Here is a 12,473-nt window from a genome sequence, read left to right as displayed (position 1 = left end):
GCCTTTCTATTGTGTGATATGTACATCTAGCTGATTGTAGCAAATTTCGATTCCTGATTTATCAAATCTATTTTTAATTTCTTCTAATGTGTTCCATTTTGTAGTCCAGTAATTGTCTATATCCACTGGGAATCTCAAACCAATCTGTACAGCACTTTCTCCAAGCTCTGCTACAAAAACCTGAATAGGAGAAATCTCAAGCCTATGCTCTGCCTTTTCCGCAATGTCCTGAAGGATTTCTTTTGCCTTTGCAATATCAGAGCCATAGCTGATACCCACCGTTTCGTTAAACAAACGATAGCTTTGAGCTGTGCAGTTTGTAAGTGATGTAGCTGAAAGTGTTCCATTTGGAATCTGAACCAAACGGCCATCCAGCATCTTTAGAGTAGTGTAGATGATGTTGATTTTATCAACTGTACCTTCCTGCCCTGAAGCATGCTCAATAATGTAATCCCCAACTCTAAATGGATGCATAACAAGGATAAGTATGCCACCTGCAAAATTTGACAACGCTCCCTGTAAAGCAAGACCTATTGTAACCCCAAGGCCTGCTACAGCTGCAGATATTGATGTAGTTGTAACACCAAATAAGCCGAGAATAATTGTCAGTAGAATTATGTATAGAATCCATTTAAGAACAGACTCAAGAAATGTCTCCACACCTGGATCAACTTCCTTAAGGTTCATAGCTTTATGAAAAAGCTTGATTATACCTTTAATAATACGGGTTCCAATGAAAAAAACTATAAGCGCAAGAACTGCACTCCAAAAGAAGCTCCAAAACTTTGGTATCATGGCTTCAAGCTGCTGCTGAAGCACACCAGACTGTATGTCTTCCACTAGTTCATCCGCTGTAACTGTCTCTACTGTGTCCATAACACCCTCCATGTATTTACAATCTGTTATATTGTATCATATTTACTGACATGAAAAAAGCGGCAGGAACTCCTGCCGCCTCAAAGTAATATAACTATTAATTAGTTATATTTAGTAATATCATGCTTTTCTTTTATTGCTACTCCAATTGTTAAAAGCACCAACAACAATCCAAGCATTGCAATAACCAGCGCTGTTCTCTCCAGAACATCAAACATTTCTTTTGTTTCACCAGCTTTAGCAACATCTTCATCATCAATGTCTATGACATCTGCAGCTGTAGGTGTTTGAGTATCTTCGATTGCAACTTCATTATTTCCATTGGCTGCTTCATTATTCTGGTTTCCGCCTGCTGCACCGCCTGCCTGTCCCTGGCCATTTCCATTTGCCGTGCCGCCTGCTGTGCCATTACCTGCCACTTCTCTAACTGCTGCTGGAACAAATTGATAAGTCATTTGGCCTTCTCCTTCAACCACACCATATGATGTGGAAGTGGTTGTATTATAGATTGTCTGGCCACCAGATGATGCCTTAGTATATGTAAATACAAATTCGTCATTTTCCTTTAGGCTTGTAGTATGAAGATTTAAAGCGTTTGGAATATATCCATCGATATATTTATATGGAACATATACTTCATCACCAATGGCTCCGTAGAAGGTATTCTGCTGAGCAAGTGCATTTCCTGCGCCGTCCAAATACTTAACTGTATATGGAACTACCGCGCCAACTCCATAAGCTACAACATAGGAATTGTCTTTTGTAACTGAGAAAGTAGATTCAGAAACAACATCGTTTGATCCACTGATTCTCGTTCCCTTTACATAGTACTTATCGTTTGAATCATCAGGTATTTCCACTGCTGATTTAGGATTGAAGGAAATCTGGTCATTGTATTTAAGACCCTTGATTATAACCGAATCCTTATTTGACGAAACAGAAACCTCATCACTTGCACTTACAATTGTCAACGAATCTGACATATCTGAAACAAAAGCTGCGCCTATTTCCTCTGTACCACCACGAATTATACTTATTTGATATGTGTACTCTTCAGCTCTCACCCAAATAGGCGAAACAAGAGAACATAACATGGTCATTATTAAACTAAATCCGAATAATCTTTTTAATTTCTTCATATCACGCTACCTTCTCTCTATTATTTTTTGAGATCCAAAAGTAACTAATTACAAGTAATAATCCTATAAGTAACATCATGCTACATACAATAATAGGAATAATGGAATCTCCTGTTTGAGGGCTTCCAAGTGTATTAGTATTAGCAAGTGGAACTGCTGGCTCCTCTAATACTACTACCTGGCTTCCTCCTGGTATGGTGTACACTACTCGCTTTGTTTCAGATGTATTTACTACTACATTCTCCGGTGATGTTTGCTTCTCAGCTCCAAACCTTACATCCAGCTGTGCAAGCTTTTGCATGTAATCGTTATCCTGCGAATTTCCATCAAGCTTGATTTCTATAACAACTGTTCCACTGGCCTGACTAGCTAATGAACCTACGCTCATAAATGCGTTTTCGCCATTTTTCAATCCGCCCTGAACCTGTTTCAAGCCAACTACTGTAGTGTTATCGCCACCTACGGTTTCACTATCATATAAGACGTTTGTGTTGCCATTTAAGTTGTAACTAATCTTGTAAGAATAGGCACCGCCACTGATATTTGCTGAGCTTCCATCTGCATTTTTTTCTTCCAACGATGCAATTACATCTGTACTTAAGTAGAAATCTGTAGTTGCGCTAGAGTTGTTTTTGTAATTAACCTGAAATACTACTGTGTCCCCAGGCATTACACTGGTAATGGTGGATTTATCCACATTGTAGTCTGAGCTAAAGCCCTGTCCATCATATTCAACATTCCATCCTGTTGTTTGTGTAGCTGCATTTGATTCAAAACTTGTTGTCATCAGCCCTGCCACTGTAACTACTAGAGCAAGGACTGTATTAAAAATTTTCTTTTTCATCTCTTGCTCCTTTCTTAATTAACAGGCTTACCACCTATTGTTAGTATGTTTCCGTCGTCTTGTCCATCACATGTTGCCTTGATTCCCCAGGCTGCATATATTGCATCTTCACTGTTGTGAGTCTGAACTGCGTCTGCCTGAATTTCGATTTGGAAGGCTTGTTCATCGTAAAGATATTCGTTTACTATGGTTCCTTTAATTTCTACGCCATTCTCTACATATGGCTTTGTTTCTACGAAGGATGTAAGCTTATTTTTTACCTGTACTGATACTAAAAACTCTGCTGCATTTCCACAACCAAGAGGTGTTGTCATGTAATAAACTGCCTGCTCTGTTGTAGTTTCATCAGGATTTAAATACCATCCATCAGCGATTCCTAACTCAATCAAATCAGGATCAAGATTTGTGCTTTTACCATCCTTGTACCAATTCTTTCTAACTACAACTCTTACATATTCACTGTAGCCAGTTTCCTGATTAGAGTTATTAACAATTCTTACACTCTCGTTGTATATTTTTCCTACTTTGAATTTCTCATCTTTTGCCACTTCACTGAAATCCAATTCATTTTCTACTGCAACGTATCCTTCGTCTGTTTTCTCCTGAACCTCAACTGAAATTGTTGCTGTTGAGAAGTTTACTCTCTCAGCTGCTGACTGATAAACAATTGCTGCTCTTGCTGCCCCAGCAGATGCTGAAATAATGATTATCAAGCCAAGTGCTAATATTATCAGAGGGTTCTTATATAATTTTTTCATACTCATCCCTCCTATCGCATCTGCTCAATCACTTCAACAGGTTGCACTTGATCTTCGTTGGAAATTGCATTTGTCCAATCAGCGTATGCATTTCCTTCCTCGTCGTAAAGCACTTTTGTTGCTTCCTGAATGATGATTACATTGAAATCGCTTGTACTACCGTCAAAATCAATTTTCAGGTTAAGATCTTCTGTCTTTTCACCAGGTTTGAGGATTTCGCTGTAGTAATAATACCCACCATCTAAATCCGACCAATTAGTAGATGTTTGCTTTGTAATCGTACAGGTGTCTGGATATAAAGCCTTAGCTCTAACAAATATGTCGTAATCACCTGTATTCGAAATCGCTATTGTTTTAATCATGTGATTCACATCATCATCCATCTCTTGAAGCTCTACATCTCCAATGGAAATTGGAATTGTTTTGCTAACAGTAGCGGTGTCTGTAAAATATGCTATGGCCGGTTTCACTGCAAGACCACCAATTAAGGCAATGGCTGCAGCCACTAATATTAATCGATTTACTTTCATAATTAGCTACCTCCATCTCACATCTACCTAAAAGTTTCAGCTGGTTCCATATGTAACTGTTCCTTTGGATTGCCATCCTTGTCAGTCCATATAATGTTGCCATTCTCATCTACGGTGAACTGATTTTCTGCGCTAATTCCACCGGAGATTAGATTTCCGTTGTAGTCATTTTCAAAATTAGCTGTTACTGTATCTCCCGGTTTTATCACTAATCCTGAAACTATCTCATTCCCTACTGCTTCATAGCTAGCACCTGTGTATATCTCTTCTACTGTGACAACTGCTGATGCAGGTAAGTCCTTTATTGTTCTTGTCTTGCTTCCAGCTTTGTCAAAGTCAATTGAATACACATTGTTTAAAACTACCTCGTTATCCAGCGTTGCTGTAACTTTATAAACAAATGATGCTTTTCCCAGTGACTTATTAAATGTATCCAGAGTCTTTGTTATAGCAAGATCACCATATGCTTGCTCAGCCTCTGATTTGATTGTAAATTCTACATCGTACTGCCACTGGTCACTTCCCTGTCCTGTCATAATGTATGTACTGGTTGGTGCATAGAGGATATAGCTTGTAAATGTGTATGTATACCTTCTATCTGCTGCTGGCTGTGGTACGTATAAATAGATTCCAGCTCCTTCTGGCATGGTAACTGTTTTTTCAGATTCACCATCTCCTCTTTTTATCTCAATAGTGGTGTAGTCTTCCATGTCTTTTGCAATAGGTTCGGCAACAGCCACTATATTATCTATGATGTCCTCTGGCGATGGGTTTTGATCTAAAATACTTAAATCTATATCTTCAAACCCAGCTTCTATAGTGGCTTTGCCTGTCTCTCCAATATCAGCTATCTTATATAGTCTGATTTGAAGCTTACCGTCAAATTCCTGTGCAAATATCGATTGATCATTTTCAGCTATTTTAGCTGTAATAGTAATCGGAGTATTAGGATTAATCCTTCCAGCAGCTTTTAACCCAGTTATCTGTAGACAGCCTATGATTAATAAAGCCCCAAGAATTATTCCTATTAATCCTTTTGATTTAAATACTGCCTTCTTCATTGGCGACTCCCTTCCAAGTCACTATGACTTTACCATGTTAAAAACCTGCTTTTTTTCTTCTGTTCAAGTAGAACATGAATGCTGATAAAATCATCATTGCAATTCCGGTTACTGTAGTTTTGTATACTCCGCTTCCACCTGTGTATGGTAAAGCTGATGCTTTTTTGTTTGTGAACTGGAATCTGTAGGTAATAACCTTTCCGTCTCTTACCGGTTCAACCAAGTACTCTGTTCCTTCTGGATTGCCATCAGATGTTACAATTCTTACTGTAGGAACATTCTCATCAGAGATTGTGATTATCCATTTGTCATCGCTAGTAACATATCCTGTAGGAGCCTGCATCTCTTTCAACTTGTAAATCTTTCCAGTTGCTACAGTGTCATTCCAAACAACCAAACCTGATAATTGTTCAACCTGTTGGCTAGTTCCTGTATAAGATGTAGCCACTGTTCCTTCTTCTGCCTGTTCTTCGAGTACGAATTCTGCACCATCTAAGTAATCACCGCTCTGATTTACCTTGTAGATTTCCCAAACATTTGTGAAATGTACCTGAACTACAGGCTTACGGAAATCAAGCTTACCTGGCTTGTTGTTTATTACATAAGTTGTATTAGCTACACCATTTGAATAGAAGCCTGGTAATAATGATGATGTAATAGGATCATTGTTTCCGTGGTCTGTTTCATCATCTCCTCTGTGTGGATATGGATTTTCATCCTCAATGTGCTCGTAGTAGTAATCGTATGCCAAATCACTTGGTTGTATGTAGAACTTAACCTGATACTCATATCCATCATCTAACAGATAACCCTGTGGGAATACCATGCTAATTGTTCTTACAACTGTTCCATCAGCATTATTTTTAACGATGTAATTTGCTGTTAGAACTGTTCCATCAGGTAATGTGTATGTGGCAGGTGAATCCTGAATTCCGTTTTTGATAACACCTGGCACACTCGCTACACTCTCATCTTGAACATCCTGTAAGTCTAAGGTTACGTTAATCTTGAATGTACTATCTGGAACAATGTCTACATATTCGCTAAGTGTATCTGTCATAACTACATTTGATGAGTAAAGCATCTCTGTACTAGTTTCAATTCCACCTGTTGCAATGCCGCTGATTGTTCCAGCCAAGCTATCAAAGATAGCGCCAACCTTTTCAGGTGAAATATTGTATGCTTGCGCTGTTTCCTTAGCTTTTACTTTGGCGCTCATATTCTGTAAAAGTGTAAATGCATCTATACCACCTGATGTATCACTATATGAGTTGTAGCCAAGTCCCATTCCTATTGCGTAGAAATAATCACATGTTACATTTTCAGCTGCTTTATATGTTTCACTTTCTATGGTTGTTGTAAGATTAGATCCGTTTCCATAAACTGAATTTCCTATCTGGTAATATGTAGGACATCCATCTGTAAGGAAGATAATAATAGTCTTTGCATCTGATCTTGCTCCAGCCACCTGATCATTGGCCTTTTTTAGTCCAGCACAATAGTTTGTACCACCACCAATGTCTTCTGCTGGTCCAAGATTTTCTGTCACTACAACATCTCCTGTGTCCACCCAGCCATTTGTCATTAGCTTTGCAGATTTACCAAAATCTATAACCTTCCACTTAGCATCAACATCATCTTTATCCTTCATGGTCTCAACCATGGAATCAACTGCTGCTACTACACATTTGATTCTTGTATTTAATACAGGATCTGTTGTTGCATATCCCATTGAATTTGATTTATCCACCACAAGAATAATGTCTACTTTGATATTTTCTTGCTGTTCAAGTTCTTCTGATGTATCAATAGTAGTAACTATTTTTTGTTCTGGACCCTTAAACTTGATTGTAAGATCGTAATTGTCATCTTCTGCATGGTATCTAATATACTTTGCAACTGATGCTGATACAGTTTCTATTGGTCCACTAACTGTTGTATAGCAGTTCTTAAACTTAATATTTTTTGTAGACTCATCATCAACAGATGTTTCTACTACTCTTGTATCCTGTGATGCAGCTTCATATTGAACTAATAATGTATCTGCCTGATTCTTCTTTACCTCTAAAATCTTTGTTGTGAAATCCTTTAGTTTATAAGCACTTCCATCGGATGTGCCTGTTTCAGTAATGTAATAATTACCTTCGGCAAGGCCTAGGAATTCAGCCTTTTGTCCAGAAAGTAATGTAAACATTCCAGATGCAGCGTCTGTAGTTCTTAATTCTTCACCTACATAATATTTTGTTGCGCCTACTGGAACACCTTCTGAATTCTTGATTACAAATTCATAAGTTGTAGTAGTATCTTCTTTTGCAGCACCTGTTGCAATTTTCTGTACTGTAAGATTGATGTTTTTCTCGTAGTAGATGTCCAGCTTTGCCTTAGCATGTGAACTTAATGCAACTGAAAAAACAACTGCCCCATCCTTACATAAATCCAGATAATATGAATTATTATTTTTTCTGAATTTAAGACCATCAACATCTTTATGCATTCCATTTACAACAAATTCAGCTCTCTTAAATTTGTAGCCTGGAATATCATCAATCTTATCTGCAATAACAATTTCAGGAGTACCTTCGTTGACATTGATTGTATCTCGCTCTTCCTCATACTCTGGAATTTCTTCATCTTCTACTACCTCAACAAATTTATTATTGAAGGTTAATTCTATCTGTCTATTTGTATTTCCATTCCAAAGTAATGTATATACTGAGAAGCTATCGTTTGTGAAGCTTGCACTCTTTACTGAAGTATCAGATGCAGTTGAAACAGTAGCACTACCTGCTTCTGTAAGATTTTCAACCTGGTCTGTCTTATCATTAATGTGTACTAAATCAACTTTTAACTCGTTGGCGTTGTCTACATCTTCCATTTCAACTGGACGCTGCTCGCTCTTGTATTCCATTGAAATAGTTACATTATCAGATGGCTCAACTTCTTCGCCTGTTTCAATGTCTGTAAAACAAATATCGTATGCCAGGAATCCATATACTTCATTTTCTGAATCAGCTAACAGCTCTTCCATCTTGTCAGCTGTGTGATTATATAGGTCTCTAGTTTCTTCATTTTCTTCTGTAATAGGCTTAACCTTTAAATCAGCATTTTCAGGAATTGCACCTGAAACTGTTACTATTACATATTCATCTTCATAAACGAGTACTGGATCAGGAAGACGCTTGTAACCACACTTAACGCAAATACCGTCATCGTCGTATTCACATGTCTCTATATACTCTTCCATATCACAAAGAGCACATGTTACTGTGTGGCTTCCATCTTCATTGGATGTGTAGATGAGTTCGTGGTCACATTCTTCTTCCTCTTCTTCCTCTTCTTCCTCTAGCTCTTCTTCAAGTTCTTCATCAAGCTCGTCATCCAATTCGTCGTCTAACTCGTCGTCAGACTCATCATCCAATTCACCATCGAGGTCGCCATCATCTGGATTGCCGTCATCTGGATTGCCGTCATCTGGATTGCCATCATCCTGACCATCACCATCCTGATTTAAACCATCTCCTAATAGATCGTTATTAGGAGTTTGGTCGCCAGTTGGATCAGCTTCACCTGGATTATCAGGTGTTACACCATCTGTAGGTGTTGTAACCTCTGTAACTGGTTCCTCAGTTGAAGATGTACTTGGTTCTGTCGGTGCACTTGCCTCAGGAACAGAAGCAACTTCCTCTGTAGGAGTAGGAGTATCCTCTGAAGGCGCATCTGTTATATCAGCAAATGCACTTATTGACATTGCCAAATACAGTGGTACTATAAGACCTAATGACATGATCTTATTAAGTAAAATAGGTAGATTTCTTTTCATACGCTTCTTCCTCACTTAATATTTGCCAATCAACAATGTCTCCTACAAAACGTTACATTGCATAACTTTTTGTAAGCTCAAGTTAGCATATATTGTGTGACAAGTCTGTGAACTGGCAAGAATTATCTGAATATTGGCAAGAACGTAATTAATTTACTATACAACTTGTGAGAATTTTGTGAACAAAGTCACGAAATAACTTTATAGACTTTCGTAAATATGATGGTAGAAAACGAACACTGAAACGTTTACTGAGAAAAAAATACGGGACAGCTTACGCTTATCTAAATTCTATTTTATGCTATAATATTTGTGGAGGGATTTGTAATGATTCAACACAAAACTATGCCAATATCAGAAATAATTGATAGAGTCACAGCTATCGCTCGAAAGTATAAGGTAAAGCGATTGGATTTATTTGGCTCATTTGCATATGGAAATGCTTCTGAACGAAGCGATATTGACTTTATTATACGTGGATGCGAAGACTTCAATTCATTCATTGAAGAAATTGATGAAATCCCTACCCTACGCAGAATAGACATTTTTAACTACGATGAAGTTTGTAGTGATTTACTCCGGGAGGATATGGACAAATATGGAAAGCAAATATTTTAATAGATACCAAAGTCTATGCAAAAGCTTAGCTAATCTACAACTCTCTAGAGGGGCCGACATAGATGCTCCTTTTGTACTGCCTGCTACTGTACAGAATTTCAACCTAACTTTTGATTTATCATGGAAAGTTTTAAAAGAACTTGTTACTCAAGAATTTGGAATGACCGATTTTGCTTCCGGTTCTCCTAGAGAATGTTTAAAGGCAGCTTTTTCTGTCGGATTAATTGACGACGATAAATGGATGGATATGTTGAAAGTACGTAATACCTTAGCCCATGATTATGATGGTCAGGTAGCACTTAGATATTATGACAGCATTATTGGGGATTACTATATTTTATTCGAAACTATGGTTCGTGGAATTGAAAAATATTATAAAGCATAATAAAGGCGGGACAGCTTAAGCTGTCCCGTTTGCTTTTATATTCTATGTATAAACAATCCACTTCTTAGCTTTGGCTCAAACCAAGTGGATTTTGGTGGCATAAGAAGTCCTGCGTCTGCCACATCAAAAAGCTCTGAGATACTAGTTGGGTACATGGCAAATGCCACCCTGCAATCTGTAGCACATCTGCGCTCCAATTCACCTAAACCTCTAATGCCTCCTACGAAATCAATTCTATCGCTAGTCTTAGGATCATCAATTCCAAGTAATGGTTCTAGCACTAAATTCTGAAGCAATGACACATCAAGACCCTCTACCGGGTCGTCAGATAAAAGCTCTTCTCTAACCTGGTACAAATACCAGACGCCATCCAAGTACATGCTCCACTGGCCTTTTTTCTCTGGCCTGATTGCTTTTTCTGAAGTAGATAGTAAATCCACTATATTATCCAGTTCCTCAAGGAACTCTTCTGGAGCCATGCCATTCAAATCCTTAACTACTCTATTGTAATCATAGATTTTCAGCTCATCGTCTGGGAATAGAACTGACAGGAAGAAATTGAAATCTTCCTTTCCTGTATAATCCGGATTCTCCTCACGACGTTTGAATCCCACCTTTACAGCAGATGCCGCTCTATGGTGTCCATCTGCAATGTAGATAGAATCCATCTTATCGAATGTAGTAGCTATAAGCGCGCATGTCATCATATCATCAATTACCCAGCAGCGATGTGATATGCCATCCTCTGCCACGAAATCATATACTGGCTTGCGACTTTTTGCCTTTGCAACAATGCTGGCGATTGTAGCGTCTGCCCTGTATGCAAGGAAAATCGGTCCGGTCTGGGCACTGCATGTATCCACATGACGGATTCTATCCTGCTCCTTCTCCGCTCTGGTATTCTCGTGCTTTTTGATAACGCCATTAGCGTAGTCATCTATGGATGCACAGGCAACAATTCCTGTCTGAGAACGTCCATCCATTGTAAGCTCGTAGACATAATAAAAAGGCATATCATCCTGAATGAATCTCCCTTTAGATATCCACTCATCAAGCATTTCAGCAGCCTTTTTATAAACCTTGTCGGAATACATGTCCACGTCTGGCTCAAACTGAGTTTCCGGTCTGTCGATTGCCAGAAATGAACCAGGCTGCTCCTTTACTTTTTGATATGCCTCTTGTCTATTGTATACATCATAAGGAAGGGCTGCTATTGTAGCAGCCTCTTCTTTACTTGGTCTGATTGCCTTAAACGGTACAATAAGCGCCATTATTTTACCACCCTAACTTTTATAACACCATCAACCTTCTCTATTTCTGAAATAACCTGATCTGTAAGCTTGCTTCCAATATCAAGCAATGTGTATGCGAAATCCCCACGACTCTTGTTTGTCATATCCTCTACATTGACATTGTCCTTACTAAGGATTGTTGTAAATGAAGCGATAAGACCAGCCTTATTCTTATGAAGGATTGCTACACGGCTTTCTGCTGTACAAATCCCCATATCGCAATCTGGATAGTTTACAGAGTGAGTAATGTTACCATTCTCCATATAGTCCATTACTTCTTTAACTGCCATAACAGCACAGTTGTCCTCTGCCTCCTCTGTTGAAGCCCCAAGGTGAGGAGTGCAAATAACACCCTTCTTTCCAGCAACAGTAGGATTTGCAAAATCTGTTACATAGTGACGAACCTTACCTGATTCAATACCATTAAGCACTGCAGTCTCATCAACAAGAAGATCTCTAGCGAAGTTGAGAATAACAACTCCCTTCTTCATCATCTGTACTGCTTCTTTGTTAATCATGCCCTTTGTTGAATCAAGAAGAGGTACGTGAACTGTAATGAAATCACATTCCTTATAGATATCCTCTACATTTGTTACGTGCTTTACGTTTCTTGAAAGGTTCCATGCTGCATTTACAGAGATGTATGGGTCGTATCCTAATACTTCCATACCAAGACGATTAGCATCGTTGGCTACCTTTACACCGATAGCACCAAGTCCGATAACACCAAGCTTCTTTCCTGCAATTTCAGTTCCGGCAAAAGCCTTCTTTGCCTTCTCTGCAGTCTTGCCGATGTTCTCGTCGTCCTTGTTTTCAAGAACCCAATCGATACCACCTACGATATCACGTGAAGCTAAAAGCATTCCTGCGAAAACAAGCTCCTTTACACCATTAGCATTTGCACCTGGTGTGTTGAATACTACGATTCCTTCCTCTGCACATTTATCAAGAGGAATGTTGTTTACGCCAGCTCCTGCTCTAGCGATGCACTTAAGCTTATCCCCAAGCTCCAAATCATGCATTGCTGCTGAACGAACTAAAGCTGCGTCAGCCTCGCTGATATTCTCTACCTTTTTATAGTCTGTGGAGAAATTAACTAAGCCCTTGTCAGAAATAGGATTTAAGCAATTATAAGTAAACATTAGTCATT

General features: G+C 38.6%; 11 protein-coding genes. 2 read left to right on the top strand and 9 right to left on the bottom strand.

Features of this window, described 5'->3' with window-relative positions; translation table 11 throughout:
- Nucleotides 1–6: 6 nt before the first annotated feature.
- The 7 genes from BM102_RS09875 to BM102_RS09845 form a co-directional block, all read right to left on the bottom strand.
- The gene (locus BM102_RS09875) at nucleotides 7–876 is read right to left on the bottom strand and encodes a mechanosensitive ion channel family protein (RefSeq protein WP_177175595.1); all 870 of its coding nucleotides are present in this window, start codon (nucleotides 874–876) and stop codon (nucleotides 7–9) included.
- Nucleotides 877–977: 101 nt separating this feature from the next.
- Nucleotides 978–2,015, bottom strand: coding sequence for a MucBP domain-containing protein (locus BM102_RS09870; RefSeq protein WP_090481554.1), 1,038 nt, complete (start codon nucleotides 2,013–2,015; stop codon nucleotides 978–980).
- A 1-nt stretch (nucleotide 2,016) separates the two neighbouring features.
- Nucleotides 2,017–2,859, bottom strand: a complete 843-nt coding sequence (locus tag BM102_RS09865; RefSeq protein WP_090481551.1) for a hypothetical protein — start codon at nucleotides 2,857–2,859, stop codon at nucleotides 2,017–2,019.
- Nucleotides 2,860–2,873: 14 nt separating this feature from the next.
- Entirely contained in the window at nucleotides 2,874–3,617 is a 744-nt protein-coding gene (locus tag BM102_RS09860; protein WP_090481549.1) for a hypothetical protein, read from the bottom strand.
- An 11-nt stretch (nucleotides 3,618–3,628) separates the two neighbouring features.
- Nucleotides 3,629–4,147: a hypothetical protein gene (locus BM102_RS09855; RefSeq protein WP_090481545.1), complete on the bottom strand. Its 519-nt coding sequence runs from the start codon at nucleotides 4,145–4,147 to the stop codon at nucleotides 3,629–3,631.
- 23 nt (nucleotides 4,148–4,170) lie between these two features.
- Nucleotides 4,171–5,208 carry a DUF5979 domain-containing protein gene (locus BM102_RS09850; RefSeq protein ID WP_090481542.1) on the bottom strand — a complete coding sequence of 346 codons (1,038 nt, stop codon included), beginning with the start codon at nucleotides 5,206–5,208 and terminating at the stop codon, nucleotides 4,171–4,173.
- 37 nt (nucleotides 5,209–5,245) lie between these two features.
- On the bottom strand, nucleotides 5,246–9,028 hold the full coding sequence (locus tag BM102_RS09845; protein WP_090481539.1) for a DUF7604 domain-containing protein: 3,783 nt from the start codon (nucleotides 9,026–9,028) through the stop codon (nucleotides 5,246–5,248).
- Nucleotides 9,029–9,355: 327 nt separating this feature from the next.
- Between BM102_RS09845 and BM102_RS09840 the strand changes: the two genes are divergently transcribed.
- Together BM102_RS09840 and BM102_RS09835 are read left to right on the top strand one after the other, a co-directional pair.
- Nucleotides 9,356–9,646, top strand: coding sequence for a nucleotidyltransferase family protein (locus tag BM102_RS09840; RefSeq protein ID WP_242942929.1), 291 nt, complete (start codon nucleotides 9,356–9,358; stop codon nucleotides 9,644–9,646).
- Complete coding sequence (locus BM102_RS09835) at nucleotides 9,627–10,031, top strand: HI0074 family nucleotidyltransferase substrate-binding subunit (RefSeq protein ID WP_090481536.1); 405 nt, start codon at nucleotides 9,627–9,629, stop codon at nucleotides 10,029–10,031. The genes BM102_RS09840 and BM102_RS09835 overlap by 20 nt, the downstream gene beginning before the upstream one ends.
- Nucleotides 10,032–10,066: 35 nt before the next feature.
- Here the strand turns inward: BM102_RS09835 and BM102_RS09830 are convergent, their stop codons facing one another.
- Both BM102_RS09830 and BM102_RS09825 read right to left on the bottom strand, forming a co-directional pair.
- Nucleotides 10,067–11,302: a DUF1015 domain-containing protein gene (locus BM102_RS09830; protein WP_090481533.1), complete on the bottom strand. Its 1,236-nt coding sequence runs from the start codon at nucleotides 11,300–11,302 to the stop codon at nucleotides 10,067–10,069.
- Nucleotides 11,302–12,465, bottom strand: coding sequence for a phosphoglycerate dehydrogenase (locus tag BM102_RS09825; protein WP_090481530.1), 1,164 nt, complete (start codon nucleotides 12,463–12,465; stop codon nucleotides 11,302–11,304). The genes BM102_RS09830 and BM102_RS09825 overlap by 1 nt, the downstream gene beginning before the upstream one ends.
- Nucleotides 12,466–12,473: the final 8 nt, after the last annotated feature.

This window comes from Pseudobutyrivibrio sp. JW11 (genome assembly GCF_900115355.1).
In the GTDB taxonomy this organism is placed as follows: Bacteria; Bacillota; Clostridia; order Lachnospirales; family Lachnospiraceae; genus Pseudobutyrivibrio; species Pseudobutyrivibrio ruminis.
The sequence above is the reverse complement of the archived record's forward strand: the minus strand, read 5'-3'. Positions and strand labels throughout refer to the sequence as shown.